Origin of the sequence: Methanothermobacter tenebrarum, assembly GCF_003264935.1 — an archaeon.
Classification (GTDB): domain Archaea; phylum Methanobacteriota; class Methanobacteria; order Methanobacteriales; family DSM-23052; genus Methanothermobacter_A; species Methanothermobacter_A tenebrarum_A.
Genome location: NZ_QLOE01000005.1, coordinates 56,288 through 75,194, shown reverse-complemented (window position 1 = coordinate 75,194; position 18,907 = coordinate 56,288). Strand labels below are relative to the sequence as shown.

Annotated in this window: 19 protein-coding genes; 10 read left to right on the top strand and 9 right to left on the bottom strand. The window is 41.0% G+C overall.

Annotated elements, in window-relative coordinates:
* Window positions 1–6: 6 nt before the first annotated feature.
* Window positions 7–1,719, bottom strand: a complete 1,713-nt coding sequence (locus DPC56_RS05225; RefSeq protein WP_112094019.1) for an ABC transporter ATP-binding protein — start codon at window positions 1,717–1,719, stop codon at window positions 7–9.
* Between the two features lie 111 nt (window positions 1,720–1,830).
* Between DPC56_RS05225 and DPC56_RS05220 the strand changes: the two genes are divergently transcribed.
* The 7 genes from DPC56_RS05220 (at window position 1,831) to DPC56_RS05190 (ending at window position 6,205) form a co-directional block, all read left to right on the top strand.
* A complete protein-coding gene (locus tag DPC56_RS05220) occupies window positions 1,831–2,391 on the top strand; it encodes a nicotinamide-nucleotide adenylyltransferase (RefSeq protein ID WP_112094018.1) in 561 nt (186 codons plus the stop codon).
* Window positions 2,360–2,791, top strand: coding sequence for a molybdenum cofactor biosynthesis protein MoaE (locus DPC56_RS05215; RefSeq protein ID WP_112094017.1), 432 nt, complete (start codon window positions 2,360–2,362; stop codon window positions 2,789–2,791). Before DPC56_RS05220 ends, DPC56_RS05215 begins: the two co-directional genes overlap by 32 nt.
* A gap of 27 nt (window positions 2,792–2,818) precedes the next feature.
* Complete coding sequence (locus tag DPC56_RS05210; RefSeq protein ID WP_112094016.1) at window positions 2,819–4,024, top strand: HD domain-containing protein; 1,206 nt, start codon at window positions 2,819–2,821, stop codon at window positions 4,022–4,024.
* Window positions 4,025–4,037: 13 nt separating this feature from the next.
* A complete protein-coding gene (locus DPC56_RS05205) occupies window positions 4,038–4,598 on the top strand; it encodes a UbiX family flavin prenyltransferase (protein WP_112094015.1) in 561 nt (186 codons plus the stop codon).
* On the top strand, window positions 4,585–5,148 hold the full coding sequence (gene cbiT, locus DPC56_RS05200) for a precorrin-6Y C5,15-methyltransferase (decarboxylating) subunit CbiT (RefSeq protein ID WP_112094014.1): 564 nt from the start codon (window positions 4,585–4,587) through the stop codon (window positions 5,146–5,148). Before DPC56_RS05205 ends, cbiT begins: the two co-directional genes overlap by 14 nt.
* The gene (locus DPC56_RS05195; protein ID WP_112094013.1) at window positions 5,145–5,891 is read left to right on the top strand and encodes a hypothetical protein; all 747 of its coding nucleotides are present in this window, start codon (window positions 5,145–5,147) and stop codon (window positions 5,889–5,891) included. The genes cbiT and DPC56_RS05195 overlap by 4 nt, the downstream gene beginning before the upstream one ends.
* A 110-nt stretch (window positions 5,892–6,001) precedes the next feature.
* On the top strand, window positions 6,002–6,205 hold the full coding sequence (locus tag DPC56_RS05190; protein WP_112094012.1) for a pseudomurein-binding repeat-containing protein: 204 nt from the start codon (window positions 6,002–6,004) through the stop codon (window positions 6,203–6,205).
* On the opposite strand, the gene DPC56_RS05185 is transcribed toward DPC56_RS05190, so the two are convergent.
* The 8 genes from DPC56_RS05185 to DPC56_RS05145 all read right to left on the bottom strand — a co-directional run bounded on the left by DPC56_RS05185 (window position 6,195) and on the right by DPC56_RS05145 (window position 16,417).
* Window positions 6,195–6,818, bottom strand: a complete 624-nt coding sequence (locus DPC56_RS05185; RefSeq protein ID WP_112094011.1) for a molybdenum cofactor guanylyltransferase — start codon at window positions 6,816–6,818, stop codon at window positions 6,195–6,197. The genes DPC56_RS05190 and DPC56_RS05185 overlap by 11 nt on opposite strands.
* Complete coding sequence (gene guaB, locus DPC56_RS05180; protein ID WP_112094010.1) at window positions 6,790–8,268, bottom strand: IMP dehydrogenase; 1,479 nt, start codon at window positions 8,266–8,268, stop codon at window positions 6,790–6,792. The genes DPC56_RS05185 and guaB overlap by 29 nt, the downstream gene beginning before the upstream one ends.
* 9 nt (window positions 8,269–8,277) lie before the next feature.
* Window positions 8,278–8,991: a (5-formylfuran-3-yl)methyl phosphate synthase gene (locus DPC56_RS05175; RefSeq protein ID WP_112094009.1), complete on the bottom strand. Its 714-nt coding sequence runs from the start codon at window positions 8,989–8,991 to the stop codon at window positions 8,278–8,280.
* Window positions 8,992–9,326: 335 nt separating this feature from the next.
* The gene (locus DPC56_RS05170) at window positions 9,327–10,520 is read right to left on the bottom strand and encodes an LUD domain-containing protein (RefSeq protein WP_112094008.1); all 1,194 of its coding nucleotides are present in this window, start codon (window positions 10,518–10,520) and stop codon (window positions 9,327–9,329) included.
* A complete protein-coding gene (locus DPC56_RS05165; protein WP_245923906.1) occupies window positions 10,502–11,200 on the bottom strand; it encodes a (Fe-S)-binding protein in 699 nt (232 codons plus the stop codon). Before DPC56_RS05165 ends, DPC56_RS05170 begins: the two co-directional genes overlap by 19 nt.
* An 862-nt stretch (window positions 11,201–12,062) precedes the next feature.
* Window positions 12,063–13,688 carry a pseudomurein-binding repeat-containing protein gene (locus tag DPC56_RS05155; protein WP_146737615.1) on the bottom strand — a complete coding sequence of 542 codons (1,626 nt, stop codon included), beginning with the start codon at window positions 13,686–13,688 and terminating at the stop codon, window positions 12,063–12,065.
* A gap of 408 nt (window positions 13,689–14,096) precedes the next feature.
* The gene (locus tag DPC56_RS05150) at window positions 14,097–15,053 is read right to left on the bottom strand and encodes an SDR family oxidoreductase (RefSeq protein ID WP_112094005.1); all 957 of its coding nucleotides are present in this window, start codon (window positions 15,051–15,053) and stop codon (window positions 14,097–14,099) included.
* Between the two features lie 14 nt (window positions 15,054–15,067).
* The gene (locus DPC56_RS05145) at window positions 15,068–16,417 is read right to left on the bottom strand and encodes a DUF1616 domain-containing protein (protein ID WP_112094004.1); all 1,350 of its coding nucleotides are present in this window, start codon (window positions 16,415–16,417) and stop codon (window positions 15,068–15,070) included.
* Between the two features lie 234 nt (window positions 16,418–16,651).
* On the opposite strand from DPC56_RS05145, the gene ehaA reads away from it, so the two are divergent.
* Genes ehaA through DPC56_RS05130 form a run of 3 tightly spaced genes read left to right on the top strand, consistent with a single transcriptional unit; the run spans window position 16,652 to window position 18,888 of the window.
* Entirely contained in the window at window positions 16,652–16,939 is a 288-nt protein-coding gene (gene ehaA, locus DPC56_RS05140) for an energy-converting NiFe hydrogenase A subunit EhaA (RefSeq protein ID WP_245923904.1), read from the top strand.
* Window positions 16,940–16,972: 33 nt separating this feature from the next.
* A complete protein-coding gene (locus DPC56_RS05135; RefSeq protein WP_112094003.1) occupies window positions 16,973–17,998 on the top strand; it encodes an energy-converting hydrogenase A, subunit R in 1,026 nt (341 codons plus the stop codon).
* Window positions 17,998–18,888: a formylmethanofuran--tetrahydromethanopterin N-formyltransferase gene (locus DPC56_RS05130; RefSeq protein WP_112094002.1), complete on the top strand. Its 891-nt coding sequence runs from the start codon at window positions 17,998–18,000 to the stop codon at window positions 18,886–18,888. The genes DPC56_RS05135 and DPC56_RS05130 overlap by 1 nt, the downstream gene beginning before the upstream one ends.
* Window positions 18,889–18,907: the final 19 nt, after the last annotated feature.

Below are 18,907 nucleotides of genomic sequence, written 5' to 3'. Positions count from 1 at the left end.
CCCCCCTTATATGTGTGTTTGTGCCTTTAGCAGATATTCTGCTTTACTTTTTTCGATAAATTCTTCACATAATTTTCCGGGTTCTCCATCCATTGTCAGTTTGCCGTCTTCTATCATCACAGCCCTTGTACTTATCTCCTTGATGAAGTCGATGTGATGGCTTACCATTATTATTGTTGTGTTGAATTCCCTGTTTATCCTCTTAAGGGAATTTGAGACTAATCTTAGTGTTATAGGGTCTAGATCCCCGAATGGTTCATCTAATATTAAAACCTCCGGCTGTGATGCCATTACAAGTGCTAGGGCCGCCCTCACCTTTTGACCGCCTGAAAGTTCATATGATTTTCTGTCTAGGATGTCTAATGATAGGTCTAGTGCTTCGAAGACTGGTTTCGCATACTTTTTAACTTCTTTGTCTGGGAATTTTGGGAATAGTTCCTCTAGGATTTTTGATGATAGTCCTAGTTTTTCTAGTCTTTGTTTGGCTTCTTCTTCTGGGAGGTCTGTTAGTTGATAGAGGACGTCAAGGACTTTGTCACTTATACCCATCCTTTCAGCCCTTTTCTTGGCCTCATCCACAACCTTTTCACCTTTTACGCCTAGTCGCGCCGCTATCTGGTCTCTGATGGTTGCGTGGTGTATTAGTGCGAATTCTTGGTGCATGAAGCCCATTTTTCTACGTATGCGCATCCTTTTCATGCCTGGTTCGTGCATGTCAATCCATTCATTGTCTAATTTGAATTCTACTCTACCATCTTCTGGATAGTCTAATCCACCGACCATCCTTAATAGTACTGTTTTACCGGCTCCACTGGGTCCTATGATGGATACTATTTCCCCTCGATTCACGTTGAAGTTTATGTTCTCCATTTCGAGTACTGTTCCACCTTTTATTAATACGAATTTTTTGCGGAGATCTCTAACTTTTAATATTGGCTCATTCCATTCCCTAACTTTTATTTCCTCTGGGGGCTCTATATCCTTGAGGAATTTTCTTATGATCCTTTTGGGTTCTCCCTCATCCACTATTTTACCATCTTCCATGAGTATTAGCCTGTCTGCTAGGTACTCATGGACTTCTGGCAAGTGTGATACAAGGACTACCGTGATTCCAAGTTCCCTGTTAATCTTCTTTATAGCGTCTAATATTTCCTGTTTAGTTTTTGGACATGACATTGTAGCCGGCTCATCCAATAATAAGACCTTCGGTTTCTTGGCGAGTTGTCTGGCGATTATGAGACGTTGTTTCTCCCCGCCACTGAGTACTGGGGCGAAATGATCCGCCTTGTGGTCGAGTCCCACAATCTTGAGGAGTTTCATGGCCTCTTCGCCGAATTCGTCATAGGCTCTTTTGAAGTCTGTGAGCGACTCGTCACCATACTTTGCACCATAAAATTTCCTTAGAACATTCTCTATGGTTGTCTCTGCCCATAATCCGAAAGTCCTTTGGAGGTGGATCGCAGTGGCCCTTTTAAGTTTGGTGAAATCGTATGGATTGGAATCTGCTGTTACTTTTATATCATCAAGTATCACTGTCCCTTGATCGAATGGTTCAACACCCCTTAGTATGCGGAGTAGGGTGCTTTTACCCGCTCCACTCATACCAATTATCCCAAGGATCTCGCCCTTCTTGACTTCTAGGCTAATATTATCTAGTGCTTTAAACTTCTCCCCAGTCTCTAACTTGTAAGTTTTTGAAAGATTTTCTATCATTATCACCTTAGATCACCTTGTAATTATTAGTCGATAAAGTTGATTAATCCCCCACATATATATTGAATCATAGATCTTAATAATCTTATATGGACCTAATTTGGGTGAGTGTTAGGGATGAGAGGATTACTCGTGGGTAGAATGCAACCCTTCCATCAAGGACACCTAGAGGTTATAAAGAGGATCCTAGAGGAAGTTGACGAACTCATAATATGTATAGGCAGCGCACAATTAAGCCATTCCCTCAGGGACCCCTTCACAGCAGGTGAGAGGATCATGATGGTGACAAAGGCCCTTAGCGAGAACGGTATACCAGCCTCACGCTACTATGTTATACCAGTCCAAGATATTGAATGTAATGCAGTATGGGTTGCCCATATTGAAATGCTAACACCACCATTTGATAAAGTTTATAGTGGAAATCCCCTTGTCCAGAGACTATTCCAAGAGGCCGGCTATCAAGTCACCGCCCCCCCATTATATTCCAGGGAGAAATATTCAGGCACAACTGTTAGGGAGAGGATGCTCACCGACAGCGACTGGGAATCACTCGTACCAGGGGCTGTTGCAGAAGTCATAAAAGAAATAAAAGGTGTTGAAAGACTGAAACACCTCTCAAGGAAAGAACTAAGTGAGGTGCTAGAGGATGCTTGTGAAGATCACAACAGACAAATATGAATACAAACTACCCCAACTCATAGAACATGTGAAAAAGAGCCCCTATATCGAAGAGACAGGGGCCATATTCACATTCGAGGGTATAATGAGGAAAATAGGGGGGGAAGAAGTGGAAAAACTTACAATATCCCATGAAAACCCCCAAAAAGCCCAGGAGGAATTAGAGAAAATAGCAGAAGAGGTAAAAAAGAAACATAAAGTTAAAGATATCGCACTCGTACACTTCCTAGGCGAATTCCACGCCACAGAGACACTATTCATGGTCGTGGTGGGTGGAGCACACCGTCAAGAAACCCTCAAAGCCCTCAGTGAGATAATTGAAAGGACGAAAAAAGAGATAGGATTCAGAAAAGAAGAATATACAAAGGAGGGTAAGAGGGTTATCCTCTCAGGCGGATAAACCCCCCCACATACTAGGGAGGTTGAAATGAAATTTATAAGAGACAGCATACACGGCAACCTACAAATAGAGGATTTCGAGATCAGACTAATAGATACACCCCCAGTCCAGAGACTTAGAAGGATAAGACAACTAGGCTTCACCAACCTAATATATCCCGGTGCAAACCATACCCGCTTTGAACATTCCATCGGAACAATGCACCTCTCATCCCAACTAGCAGACCAACTAGGATTAGACAAACATAAAAAAAGTATACTAAGAGTATCCGCACTATTACATGATCTAGGCCACGGGCCATTCTCACACGTATCAGAGGCGGTGATCCCAGAATCCCATGAAGAACTCACAATAAAAGTGATAAGAGAATCCGTAATCTCAGATATACTCATGGAAGAGTTTGACCTAGATGAGATAGAGGCCACCCTCAAGGGTGAGGGCGTTCTTGGACAGGCAATCTCCGGTGAAATAGACGTCGACAGGATGGACTATCTCCTAAGGGACTCCCACTATACTGGGGTAGCCTATGGTATAATAGACGTTGAAAGGCTAATCCAGAATATCAAAATCGAAGATGATCTGATACTGGATAAGAAAGGTGTTCCAGCTGCAGAGTCAATGCTCCTAGCACGTTATTTCATGTACCCAAGCGTCTACCAACATCATACCACAAGGATAGTAAATTCAATGTTTAGAAGATGCCTTAAAAGGCTCATCATGGAAGATAAAATAGACCCTAAACGCATCTATCATTACGATGACATGGACATTATAACAATGTGCCGAAGAGAAACAGGATTAGTAGGTGACATGATAAAAAGATTAGATACAAGGAATCTCTTGAAGAGGGCTGCCACCATCCGATTAAATGAACTAGAAGACCCTGAGAGGATATTCAAGATCACAGAATCCGAGATATTAAAGGCAGAGTCGGAGATAGCTGATGACATGAATATAGACCCAGATTATCTTATAATAGACGTGCCAGAATACCCTGCATTTGATGAGATGAAAACCCAAGTAGATAGTGGAGACTCCATAGTAAAACTCAGCGACATCTCCAGCCTAGTCAGAGCATTAAGGGATGCGAGATTCAACCACGCAGACCTCTGTATTTATACACCCGCAGAAGAATCAGAGAAATTCAAAAACTTCAACTTCTATGATTACCTCAACCTCCCCAAGAAGATAAAAAGGCACGAAAAACAACTACGCCTCACCACCCCAAGTTAAAGGTTGAAATAGTATGATCATAATAGCCATTACAGGGGCCAGTGGGACAATCTATGGTGTAAGGATACTAGAAGCCCTATCAGAGAAAAAAGAAACAGCACTCCTAGTTACTAATACAGCGTCCAAGATCCTAGAGTATGAGACCGGCCTGAAACTAGACGAGATAAAAGAACTGGCAGACCACTACTTTGATGTCCATGATTTGGAAGCTCCAATAAGCAGCGGCTCCTTTAATTTCGAGGCGATGATAATAGCACCTTGTAGCATGAAAACCTTGGCGGCCATAGCCCAAGGATACGCTGACAACATTATTACACGGGCGGCTGACGTCTCCCTCAAAGAAAAACGCAAACTAATACTAGTACCCCGTGAAACACCACTTAGGAATGTACACCTTGAAAACATGTTAAAAGTGAGCAGGGAAGGTGGTATAATATTACCTGCAATGCCAGGATTCTACCATAAACCAGAAAATATAGATGATATGGTCAACTTCATAGCAGGCAAGGCACTAGACATTCTAGGAGTTGAAAACAGGCTTTTCAGACGGTGGACTGGCCATGATACCCGATGAAGATTTCATAAAAGATGATAGAGTGCCCGGGCCCACCAAGGAGGAGATTAGATGTCTAGTCTTGTGCAAGGCGGACCCGAATGGGGGTGAGACCGTTGCTGATGTTGGCTGCGGCACGGGAGGTTTCACATTAGAGTTTGCGAAAAGAGCCAATAGAGTATACGCTATAGATAAGAACCCCCAGGCCATAAAAATTACAAGGGAGAACCTCATAAAGCATGGGCTTGGAGAAAACGTTGAATTGATCAATGATGATGCTGAGGAGGCCCTCAAGGAGATAGGGGATCTTGATATAATAGTCATTGGGGGAAGCGGTGGTAGACTATCAAAGATCATAAAAGTGGGTGCAAGGAAACTTAAAGGCCATGGGAGGATCATAGTAACTTCCATATTACTTGAGACTAAAATAGAGGCTATCCAGACGTTCAAAAAGCTCGGGTTTGAATATGGGATCATAGATGTTAATATTGCGAGGGGGCACCCTCTTGAGAGGGGTACTATGATGCTGGCTAATAATCCAATATCAATTATATGGGGTAGGCAGAGATGAAGATTAACTGGAGGGTTAAACTTGGCATAATGCTCATTCTATCCTCTGTATTACTCTATATTCTAGTGTATCTTATATTTAAGGATGCGAAGCATGAGTTGTTCTATATTGGGATTGACCTTGCATTTTTACCCCTAGAAGTGCTTATAGTTGTCCTTGTAATAGAGGCGGCTATAACTGCAAGGGAAAAATCTATACTCCTAGAAAAACTTAACATGGTAATAGGGGCGTTCTTCAGTGAAGTGGGAACAGAGTTCCTGGAAAAGGTTTCAAAACACGAAATAAACACGGAAAGGATACGTGAAGATCTTAAAATAGGCCAGGATTGGAGTGAAGACAAGTTTAAGAGGGTAATGGCTAAGATAAGAGCCTATGATCCTAGAATACCATTAGATGAGGGTAAAAGTCCTTTCCTAGATGATTTGAGAATTTTCTTGGGTGAGCGTCGGAGGTTCATGCTACGCTTATTGGAAAACCCAAATCTTCTAGAGCATGAAAGTTTCACTGACATGCTCTGGGCGATCTTCCATCTTACGGAAGAGCTTGAGAAGAGAATATCATTTGATAATTTGCCCAAGACTGATTATGAGCACCTTGAAGGCGACTTGGAACGCGCTTATAAAAGTGTTGTCTCTGAATGGTTAAAATACATGGAGCATTTAATGGGGAATTACCCTTACCTTTTTTCACTTGCAATCCGGACAAATCCATTCGACCCAGAAGCGAGAATACATGTAATATAAATGGTCAATCATTTATTAAATGGCTTAGGTGAGAAAATAAAATCGTATCATTTATATATGAGGAGATTTGGAATGATTATAACATAAAAAGGGTTTGATGGTTGGTATTAATGGAGCGTTTGACCCTAGAGCAATATCGAGAGATGGTTAATGAGATATTAGAATTCAAAAACCAGACTGGGATGCTCCCTGAATATGCTATCGTTGATGGTAAAAAGATAAGAAAAGAACATTATATTGACATGATTGAACGGGTGAACAAGTTCATACTTGAGATGGGGCGTAATCCCAGGACCGTTGACATTAAATCCTAAGATCCTCCGGCCTATTAACATTCCTGAAGCTTTTAAGGGATGGGTCCAATTCCTCCACATGCACTAGCCTAGACCTGATAATCTTGGCTAGAGTGCTCATTCTCCTCTCATCCTTTAAAAGTAGTCTATGGATTCTTTCAACTACTCTTCGATTGTATATCCCATGTAGGGGTTCTAGTCTGCCATCCTCCCATACTGGTATTATCGCATCATATTCCTCAAGGTTACCTATTTTAAGACAATTTTCTATAAACTCTCTTGTTATAAATGGCGAATCGCAGGGTAAAACAAGGGCATTTTCTGATTTTATACTCTTTAATCCTGTTAGCAAACCCCCGAGGGGCCCTTTCCCTTTTATTATATCTGTGATGACTTTCACGTCTTCGTCTTTAAGTAATTTTAAGTACTCCTTTTTTTGCTCCTCGTCCCTTAGTACAATGAATATTTCGTCAAAATAAGGCTTGATTTTATCAAGGACACAGGATATGAGGGGCTTGCCATCTAAGATAATTAGACCTTTGTCTGTTCCCATGCGTTTGCTGTGGCCTCCGCAGAGTATTATGGCTGATAGGATATTATCTCCCCTACATTGTGGGATAATTTGGGCTTTCATTGGTTATTAGGAGGTCGTGTGGGTGGCTTTCCTTTATCCCACTGGATGTTATCCTGACAAGTTTAGCCTTCCTTTGCATGTCTTTGATGGTTTTAGCCCCACAGTAGCCCATAGATGCTTTAAGACCCCCAACTAATTGGAATATGACTTCACTTACAGTGCCTCTGTAAGGTACGACGCCTTCAACTCCCTCTGGGACTATCTTGGTATGTTTCATGTGACTCTGTGGTTCTTGGAAGTAACGGTCCGTCCCAGCGCCTATACCTCCTGTCATAGCCCCTAATGATCCCATTCCACGATATTGTTTATATTTGCGCCCGTTCATGATTACAACATCACCTGGGGACTCGTACGTGCCGGCTAGTAAGTTTCCGAGCATCACAGCATCCGCGCCTACTGCTATGGCCTTTGCGATATCCCCTGAATAGCGTATACCACCATCAGCTATTACTGGGATGTCATATTCCTTTGCAACATCTGCAACTTCTGCTATGGCAGTGAGCTGGGGTACTCCCACACCTGCAATTATCCTGGTGGTGCACATTGAACCTGGGCCGATGCCAACCTTTATACCATCCACGTCCTGGGCTATTAGGTCTTCCGCGGCTTTTGCGGTTGCGATGTTGCCAACAATTAGGTCTGCGTCGATATTCTTTTTCATTATCTTTGCATATTTTACGAGGTGGAGGTTATGTGCGTGTGCACTGTCAATGGCTATTATATCTGCACCTGCATTGTCAAGGGCCTTGGCCCTTTCAAGGTCGAAGGGTCCTGTGGCTGCTCCTACGATGAATCTTCCTTTTTCGTCCCTTGAAGCATTGGGGTATCTTTTACGTTCGAGTATGTCTTTTATGGTGAGTATTCCCACGAGTTTACCCTCTTTTACTACTGGTAGTCTTTCTATTTTGTTTTCATAAGCTATGTCAAGGGCTTCGGCTGGTGTTACTGATTCGTCTACGGTTACAACTTCTTTTGTCATTACTTCTTCTACTTTTTTCTCGGCTTCTGAATTGATTATGGGTTCTATGTCTCTTCTGCTTATTATGCCCAGGATGTTCCCATTGTCTACAACTGGAAGTCCGCTTATATTTTCTCTTTCCATTATTTCATGGGCTTCTCTTAGTGATGCCTCTGGGTTTATTGTTATAACATCTCTTATTGTAAGGTCTCCTGACCTTTTAACCCTTTTCACCTGTTCTACTTGGTCTTTGATGCTCATATTCCTGTGTATTACGCCTAGGCCGCCTTCTTGCGCCATAGCTATTGCCATTTCGGATTCTGTGACTGTGTCCATCGCAGAACTTATGATGGGGACGTTTATCTCATGGTTCTTTGATACTTTACTTTTTATAATAACGTCTTTGGGTTCTACTAGTGATGCTTGGGGTACTAACAAGAAATCGTCAAATGTGTAGGCGGTTTCCGCTTCCTTTAACTTCTTAGAATACATTAAAAACACCTAAATAGCTTCTATTAACCTTTTAAGTTCTGTAACCGCACTTCTGTGTATTGTACCTGTGTTGCGGTCTCCTCCAACGCATGCGGCTCCCCTTACACCCACTATGTCACATCCAATCTCATCCAGTGGCCTTAATTGTTCTTTTTTAATGGAACCTGCCAATGCAGCTTTTAATCCTAGGTTATGCGCTTCTCTAACAAAATCTCGGAGTTCTTCAACACTCAAGAAATCGAATAAGGTTTTACCATCCTTTACAGCGGTATCTAACATTGCAACATCGGCACCGGCCTCATAGGCCACATTAGGGATTTCCATCGGATCTAGGGAGCCTACCCTGTGGGCGTCGGCATATCCTGCCGCGACCACGAAAGCTTCCTTTTTCTCGTCTTTTATTGTTTTTACAACATTTTCCATCACATCAACTGCCTCTTTGGAATTTTTCGTCCCGTAGAGGCCAACTTTTATGTAATCTGCCCCGGCTGTAAGGGCGCCTAATGCGGCTAGTGAAATCGTGCCTGGCTTATATGGGACATCACCTAACGTGGCGCTTACAAGCATGTTATCAGGTGTTATCCTCCTTATCTCCCTTATAATCCATGGGAAGCTGGCTCCGAGGGAGCCTTCCTTGGGATTTTTCACATCTATTATATCTGCGCCACCTTTAATGGCCTCTATAGCCTCCTTTGGGTTGATTGGACTTACTAGTAGAAGCAATTCATGAACCTCCCTCATAAGAATGAAGATAATATTTTTTTATTTTATCAGAAAAACATCCTTTTTATCTTTTTCGGCGCTAACTTCCTTTCGAAAGTGAAGGGATTGGAAGCCGGGAAAACTTAAATATTACCAATCTTTAAATGTTTATAGGGATGCTTCTCCCCATAGAGAGTTCAAAACTTGAATTTGGAGAATATCCTACACGTTAATGAACCCTTGGGGGTGGTTGAGCTGTGAACCCCCCACACTCAAGATTGTGGATGAGCTGAGGTAGTGTGAAAATCCTAGGTGAATGCTGGAGGCCTCCAAAATATTGTTTTCATGTTTTCCCCCTATCTGAAGGGTGTTCCAGTTTCTTTGATGTTTTTCCTTATATTCTCATGGGGATCTAATTTGTAACCTGCCGTTTGTACTTGACACCTTACCTTTTCTATTATATCTGCTATGGGGATTTCAAGTGGACATGTTGTGGTGCATCGGCTGCAGAGTGTGCACATGTATATTCCAGCATCAAAACTTGCCTTTTCACCTTCTATGAAATTTGTGAATGCTACGCCTCTACCACCAAGGTAACCCTTGTAGCCAAAGTCATACCCTACTATATTATAAACTGGACATGATGTTATACAAGTTCCACAGCCTATGCACCATAAACATTCAGGTGGGGCTTTGCTTCTACCATTATCAAGGGCTATCGCTACAACCCTATGAGCGCCATACATGTTTTTTAGGAGTATTTTTTGGATGTCAGCTGTCTTAGAGGGACCTGAAACCACACTTATATATGATGGAACCCTTGAACCGGTGGCATAGGCTGTTTCGAGTTTAGCCACTGATATAGCTTCTTCTAATGTACTTACTAGTTTTTCTATGCCGAATACGATAATATGAGTGTCCTTGAGCGAAATCAAGCCTATGTTACCTTCATTATGGACCATTACAATTGAACCATCATCTGCTGCCACTGCATTAGCCCCTGTAACCCCGACTTTAACATTTTCGAGTTTATTGAGAACATCTGCTTTTATGGTCTCCATTATATCCTTTGGGTTTGCTTTGACTTTCACTTTAAGTTTCTCAGTTATTACGTCAGCTATTTCTTGCATGTTAAAGTGTAAGGCTGGGGCTGTGGGGTGTATTGGTCTATCATCTGTTAGTTGGATTATCCTATCACCTAGGTCTGTTTCTATAACTTTTAAGCCTTTTTTTTCGAGGAATTTTGCCATGTTTATTTCAGAGAGCGTGTTAGATTTGGACTTTGCGATTATCCTTTCGTCCTTAACGATGTCATAGATGATTTTATTCGCTTTCTTTGCATTTTTTGCAATATAAAATTCTATATCATTGTCCTCAAAGGATTCTCCCACCTTTTCTAATAATCTTTCAAGGTTTTTAATTGAATTTTCCCTTATACTCTTCACAGTTTCTTTTAACTCTTTTATCCGAGGATCTTCTGTTATTTCCACTCTTCTTTCAGCTAATATCCTGAAGGATTCATTGAGGTTTTTCAGTTGATTTTCGCGGATTTTGGCACCCCCATGAGGCTAACTATAATCTCAGAAATGTCCATTACTTTCATCCCGTGAAATTGTAGGTTGTATTTACAGAATGGACAAGTTGTACAGAGTATCTCCGCCCCGGTATCAAGGGCTTGTTCTATCCTCTTCTTGGCTATTTTCTCTGCAAGGTGGGGGTATGCTGCCTTCACACCACCACCAGCGCCACAACATTGGGCATTCACTTGATGTTCTTCCATTTCCACAAGGGTTCCAATAGCCTCTAAGACCTTCCTTGGGGCATCATATTCTCCACAATGCCTTGCAAGGTGGCAGGGGTCATGATATGTAACCTTTAAATCTCCTCTAATTTGGATTCTACCTTCCTTTAATAATTGATGGAATAATTGGGAACTATGGATAACATCTATCTTAACATTAAATAGGCGAGGATAATCTATTTTAAACGTCCTGTAACAGCCGGCACATGATACAAGCAACCTAGAACCGGATAATATGGTTAAATTTTCCATTATCCTTTCCTCGGCATCTTCAAGGAAGCCTGTGCGAAGCAGCACTGAACCGCAACACTTTTCATCCTCAAGGATCCTATAAGAGACTCCGGCATGATCTAAGATTTGTTCTGTGGCCTTGACTATCTCGGGAACCTTTTTTCGGCCCATACAACCTCTAAAATATATAAGATCCAATTTTCATTCCTCCTATGATCACAGGGAAAAATCGAAGCCCCCCACACACATTGGGGGGGTGTGCTTTCTCCTTTAAACTTTGGATTACATATCACTTTTTTTAGCCTTTCATGCTCCCCTAGGATAATATGATGTAAATTGGTGTGTGGTTTCATCTTGTTGCTTTCGAGGAGGAGTTTCCCATTTTTCATATTTGTTATCTGGAATGTGCCATTAAGTTACTGTTGTCTGAGAAACTAAACTGCCAACTTCAAACTAGCACAAGTTAATTTATAATATCTTAAGATTGAAGTATTAAAGATCATCCCTTAAATCTTTAAGATTAATCTGTAAATTGTATCCCCCTTATAATCTGTCATTTACCAACCCTTTATAGTATTTTCGTACCCTTCATTGGGCTTCGAATTTCTCAGATTTTAAAATCGAATTTTACTTTGACCATTGAGGGGGAATAACACCCCATTGAACCCTCCCATCGGCTTTTTTTAGATGGTATCGAGTATTGGGGGAAATCATTTTTTTTCTTCACAATCATGCCCTTTTATTGGTTATAGTGATAGGTTATACATATCATATCCTTTTTACTTATATTTGCGCCTTTTACAATGAATTCCAAAAAATAAGCCCATAAAAGTCTCTTTCATTGTCTACAGTGAAAATCCTAGACTCTTTCATTCTAAACCTTGGAGATAAGCATGAAAATGTTATGGGATCATCCTTCCGATCCAAGATCATTGTTTCAGCCTCCCCCAGCTCCCCTTGATGGGGGGCTGTTTCGCATTCTAGGAACATTCTCATAATATTTGAAAAAAGAAATAAATGGGAGAGTTTTTCTCCCCCTCCCAAGAAAATATGGTGGCCTTTAAAATGGTAGGCTTGCGTAGGTTCCTAGTATTTTCCCGGTTGTTGTGTTCCAATTGTTTATTACGCCAAGACTGTTTCTGATGCTTGTTGCATCTGCATCGTACCATGTACCCCCAATGTAGATTTGCGCCCAGACATGTCCATAGGTTCCGCTGGAGAATGTGCAGATCCCATGTTTGTATCGTGCTGGTAACCCAGCTGCCCTTGCAAGTGCCACAACAAGATGCGCATGGTCACAACAGTTAGCAGTCCGATACCTGAGGGTTCCGACAGCACCGTACTTCGTATTATAATAGAAGCTGTAGTCTATGTTGTCTCTGACCCAGTTAAAGACGGCTTTGGCCTTATCCCATTCGCTTGTAAGGCCATTGGTTAACTGGGCCGCTAATGCTTGGATACTAGGATCGTTCACCTGACAGTTTGCTGTGGCGACAAGATACTGGCTAATTTCATTGTTTGTATTCTGATTTTGATTGTATACCCCTTTTATTGTTACTATTTTAGGTAATCTGTTATTTTCCTTGTAGAATGTAAGTATTCTGCTCATAGCATAGATTATAGTGGGATAGTATACTTTCCCAATACTTGTCGTGACATAATTTGGTGATCTTCTATTGGTTTCAATGAAATCTGCGACATTCTTCGCGACTTGAACATATTCTGTGAGTTTAAGCTCGCCTGTAGTGGTCCCCGAAGGGTTTGGCGCGTCATTAGCTTCTATTAGGCTGATGGGTGTGTTTTTCCCGTTATTTATTTGGTTTATGCTTTTAGCCATGAGGTATAGGAATTGGTTCAAGTTTATTTTTTGATTTGCCACCTGCACATATGTGGGTAGGCGCTGATTTTTTTCTATGAAACTTTTAAGTGAAACTGCGGCATTTAGGATGTCTTTGATAGCTATTGAATTGCCATTAGCAGCACTTCCTGAGGTGCTGCTTGGATTGTTATTGTCTATAGTGTATGTGCCTATTTTATTAAGTTTTTCAAGGTCTATATAATTGGGCAGGCGTTGATTTGTTACTTTGAAGTTGATGGCTTTTGTGAATAGCCATACGAGGGATTCGAATCTGATTTTAAAGCCTTGGTAGGTTGCATAGGAGGGTGCTCTATTTTCTGATTTTATGAAATTGTACACCCTATTTGCAAGTTCGAGGTAGTCATTTAATTTTATTGAACCAGCCACTGTGCTTCCAGTGGAGTTTTCGGGTGGTTCCACGTTCTTTATGATGGTATCCCCACCTTTTAGGGATGCTGTGAGGAGGTATAAGTATTCTGGCATGCTAACCTCTGAATTTTTGATTCTCACATACTTTGGGAGTTTTCCGTTCTCTTGGACGAACTTGTTAACCCGGACCGCCGCATCCTCGATATCTGAGGGTTCCACGGCCTTTACATTCTCTTCATCGTTATATGCTGCCTGTTGGCTTGTTTCATTGACTTTGGGGTTTTTTCCCATAATGGTGGGGGTTTCGTTGATTTTCTCTTCGCTTAATTGCGCATTGTTATCATGCATTTCAAAGTTTGTGGTTGTGTTTTCTTGGGCGTAACTGGTACCTACTGCTGCCAGTACCATGCATAGCATGCATAGTACTGTTATACCAGTCGAAATATTATCGCCTCCCACATCACAGGCAATGTAACCTGTGACAAATAAGAATATGAGTTAAAAGTTTTATATAAATGTTTTTATTTAGTTTCCAGGAAAGAGAGTATACTTTGACAATATCTGTTAATCTAGGAAGCGTTATCCCTTAAAGCTTTTGTTAAAGGGTTTTCCCTTCCAAAAGGGAGTATCTGAGGTGTCGAAGAATATATGGTAAAATGTGAACATGAAAAATTTGTGGGGGAGTGGGGAATGATAAAAGACATATAGAGCTTGTGAACCTCAGAGTTTGTGGGAAGAAATACTCTACTAGTATGACCAAGGTTGTTTGCTGTGTGGATGATTTTTCATCCTACATTTAGAATGGGTCGATTCACGTTCCTTTATACTGGGGGATTTTAAATATTGAGAATTTGCTAGTTAAACTTTCTAATCTAGTATCCCCCCAAGCCTAGTTTTTTCTTCTTTGTACCATTCTATTGTCTTTTCGAGTCCACTTTTGAGTTTTGTGATCTTTTTGAATCCAAGAGATTTTAAAAGGCCTATATCCGCCCTAGACTCTATTATGTCACCTGGTCTTGGATCATGGTAGATGGGTTTAATGTCAACATCAAGTATATCCTCTATTAATTCCAGGAGCTTGTTTATTGTTATGCTTTCACCCGTGGCTATGTTGACTGGGCCTGTGAATTTTGATTCTGCGAGTAGTAGGTTGGCTTCCACTATATCCTCTACATAGATGAAGTCTCGGGTTTGGTTGCCGTTCCCATAGATTATTGGTCTTTCTCCTGAGAGTATGGCATTTATGAATCGTGGTATGACTGCAGCATATTCTAATTTTGGGTTTTGGCGGGGTCCGAACACGTTGAAGTATCTTAATGAGACGGTTTTAAGTCCATAACATTGGGTGTAAACGTGACAATATGATTCTGCTGAAACTTTTGAGGCGGCGTAGGGTGAAAGTGGCTTGGGGTTTTCGTTTTCATTTAATGGTATGTTTGGATTGTCCCCGTAGACTGCTGAGGTGGATGCGTGTAATACTTTTATAATATTACATTTTTTCGCGGCTTGGAGGATTTTGAGAGTGCCTGTGGCGTTTATTTCATGGCATTTTATTGGATTTTTTATACTTTCTTCCACGCTTGCGAGTGCTGCCTGGTGGAATATATAATCCTTTCCTTTGAAGATTTTTTCAAGGTCCAAATTTGTTATACTGCCTTTTATAATTTTGAGGTTTTCATGATCTTTCATGGTTAAATTGTTGATTGAACCTGTGGAACAGTCATCTATAACCGTTACCTTGTTACCGTTTTCTAGTAGCCTGTCTGTAAGGTGTGAACCGATAAATCCAAGGCCGCCGGTGACTATGACATTTTTATCCTTCACAATTCTCACCTTTATTATTTCACATTCACGAAGAGGTGGAGCGACCTGTAAACTCTTTCTTCATCTGGCAGACGATATAATAAAAATTGGAGTTTTTGATTGTCCCCAGCCTCTTTTGGGGTGAATTTAAAGCGTTTCTCCCACTTTTCACCGTTTTTTAATGTTATTGTGGTATTGTCTATGACTTCTTCGCCCATTTTAACGATTATTCTATAGTCTGTGGTCTGGTATTCATGGTTTACAACTCCTATAATTACTTCCCCAGTTTCGCCTATTCTTAGGTTTGTTGGGTAATCATATGCTTTTCCTGTGGGTCCGAGGATGTAAAATTCTGTGAATCTTTCTGACGGGACTGGATTTAAAATTATGGTGTTAATAGTAACTCCTATCATTGAAATGAGGATGATGAGTAATATGAGTGATACTATCTGGTTCTTTTTCAAGCGCGTGTCTTTAATCCTTTCAATGGATTTGACGGGGTTCCAGTAAAATCTTTCAGTGGGTTTAGTCTTCGATCTTATTATGAGGGATGTTATTGTTAAGAGAATGGACAATCTGCAGGATGTTTCTGTGATGACAAGGTTTGAAGGTTTTTTTAGGATTAGGCTTATGATAGCGCTTATGATTATACTCAGTGTGAAACTTAGGAATAGTCTTTCATAGGAGTTTATGGTTCCCTTTTTTGGTGCTAGGATTGCTATGAGTAGATAACCAGGTATTAGTATCATCATGAATATTCCAAGTGGCCATTTGATTGGTGAAATCATTGTTATTATTGTGAATATGAGGATGAGTATGAGGTCTGCGTAGGATCCTAGTTTTGGCTTTTCTTTTTTTTCTTCGATTTTGAAATATTCTTCTGGTGGGAATGCCCTTTCAAGCTCATCCCCCCTGGATAACCTTTCATGTCGTTCTATAGCTATCTTAGCAGCCTCTGATGGGCTTATGATATTCTTTTCATCTATTCCGGCTTCTTTCAAGGACCTTCTTATCATATCTTGCCTTCTACGTCTCCTAGCATATGCTAGTATCCCTGCTATAATTGATATTATAGCTGATAGTCTGAGGATCCCATGGTTATCCAATGGTAGATAATCGAATGCTATTATTATCACCAGACTCAGGGGGATGCTTAGGATCAGCCTCAAAGATAATCTTTTCTCTTGAAACTTGAGGGAGAAAAATGATATTATAGAATATCCTATTATTAAAAAAATGTTAAATCCTATAATCAAGCTTCTGAGGATCCAAAACTTATATGGGAATTGTAGAAATACTAAGAGTATGAAGGCTGAGACAACTACAACGAAAAGATCCTTTGAAGATTGATGGAACCTTAAAATTTCTTCATGCTCAGATGTCATGATCAACTTGCCTCCCAAGGAGCAAAGATGTGAATTTGGATATACTGGTTGATATGATCAATCTCACGAACATCAGTTTTCATACTATGCTTTCTCCTCAATCATTAGATTATTAGAGTGGATAAATATATCCCCCTATGGGGGCATGATTTTATCTTTTGGGGTAAAAGTTCCGCAAATCATAGGATTATTCTTGGAAAAATTTTATATATTTTAAATTTTCATCTTTTTAATATGATCCTCTTTAGTTACTTGATCGCGATAGTATCAGCCATCATTGTAGCTTCACTCCTCGGGCTCCCAATTGTAGCTGAAAGACCATGGAGACGCTCATGGACTTTAACAGTGATATTCCCAACACCCATAATCGCAGCAGGCCTCCTCGCAGTATCCCTAAAATTGGGATTCAGAGGATTCTATAATACCCTAGATCTAGGCCTCATTATGGGGATATTATCAGCCCTCCTAGTAAAATATATCATAGAGAACATCTTCCCCAGACCCCCATTCCATCCAGGATAGGATAATATCCCCCTTGTGGGGGGGTGATCCCAAATGAAAAAATTATTTGTAACAGACTGTGAGGGTCCTATTTCACTTAACGACAATGCATTCGAACTCGCAAGCCATTTCATACCAGATGGTGACAAATTCTTCGCGGCAGTGAGCAAATACGATGATATACTAGCATATGAGATTAAAAGACCAGGTTATAATGCGGGTGACACCCTTAAACTCATCACCCCATTCCTAAAAGCCTATAATGTTACCAATGATAAGATAGTGGAATTCTCCAAGGAAAATATCAGCCTAGTCCCATGGGCGCGCGAACTACTACAACGAGTCCAAGGACTCATGCCATCCTATATCATAAGCACAAGTTACAAGCAATACATTGAAGCCCTCTGTAACCTCATCAACTTCCCCCTCGAGAACACATATTATACAAGCCTTGACATAGACTCACACGAACTCCCCGAGGATGAAAGGGAGAAACTATTCCAATTCAAAGACATGATAGTAGAGGGCGCTGATTTCGAGACAATGGACAAAATATTCTTCGAGGAAATACCCCAGATGAGGATAGGTAAACTCATAGAGGATGTTAAGACAGTGGGAGGAGAGGGTAAACGCCTAGCCCTCAAAGAAATACTCAAAAAGGAAAAACTCCCCATAAAGTCAACATTATATATAGGGGATAGTATAACCGATGTGGAACCCCTCAGGTATACAAGGGGGCGCGGCTTGGCCGTATCCTTCAATGGGAACCATTACGCTGTAAGGGAAGCTGATATAGTCATCATAGCAGAGAACGCCCTCCCATTAGCTCTGATAGCAGATTTACATTCACGTTTCGGCAGAGACTATATCATAGAATTCGTGAAAGCTTACACAATGGACCCTGAAAGAGCCTTGGAAAACTTTAGGATAAGCTATAATATTTTCGAAAAATTCATGGAAACATCCAAGAAAAAGTTCCCAAGAATACTCATCCCAGATGATAACATAGAAGAGATAGCAGAGGAGAGCCTCCAAATGCGTAAAAGGGTCAGGGGGGAAGCCATAGGAGGCCTAGGATAGTGAAGATCAACGGTACAATCATAGAGGATACATTCTGTGAAACCTTTAAGGGTAAATGTGTAAGGGCCATAGTAACCGCCCACGACAAAAGAACAGTTAAAAGAGCGGCATATGATGCCACTTCCACACCCGCAGCGGTAATAGGAAGATTAGAAAGTGGCGTTGAATCTTTCCTGGATCCTGACATGACCCCAGATTCTAGACATGGTGCTATTCTACAATTCTATTTCGCCCTTGATAACATGGAAAAATTTGAGGTGGAATTATCTTATAGGATAAGGCAAGACATCCTAGTGAAGCCGTTCACAAGCCTATTTGATGCAAGTTTAGAAGCAGAAGGTTACATTGACATGATGAAGCACGTTGGACATTGTGGTGATGGATACGAATGGATAGAAACCATTCATGGAAGAGAGATGATAATAGTACCCATAGCAGTGCCAGACTTCAAAATAGAAGCCAGGCTAGGATACCAGACAGGTATAATGGGTGCCAACTTCTGGTACATGTGCAAGGATAAAGAATCGGTCCTAGAAGCGGGTAAAAGTGCCATAGAAGCCATAAGTAGAGTGGATAAGGTTATAACACCATTTGATATCTGTTCAGCCCCATCAAAGCCCGAAACAAAGTACCCATGGATAGGCCCCACAACAAACCATCCATACTGTCCATCACTAAAAACAAGACTAGGCAAGGAATCCAAAGTCCCAGATGGGGTTAAATACATACCAGAGATAGTAATAAACGGACTTTCCAGAAAAAAAGTCATAGAAGCCCTTAGAGTGGGTGTGAATGCCGTTTCAGAATTTGATGGTGTGATAAGGGTTTCAGCCGGCAACTACGAGGGTAAACTAGGTGATGATAAGATATTCCTCCATGAAATCTTCTAGGATTAATAATTTTTTTTGG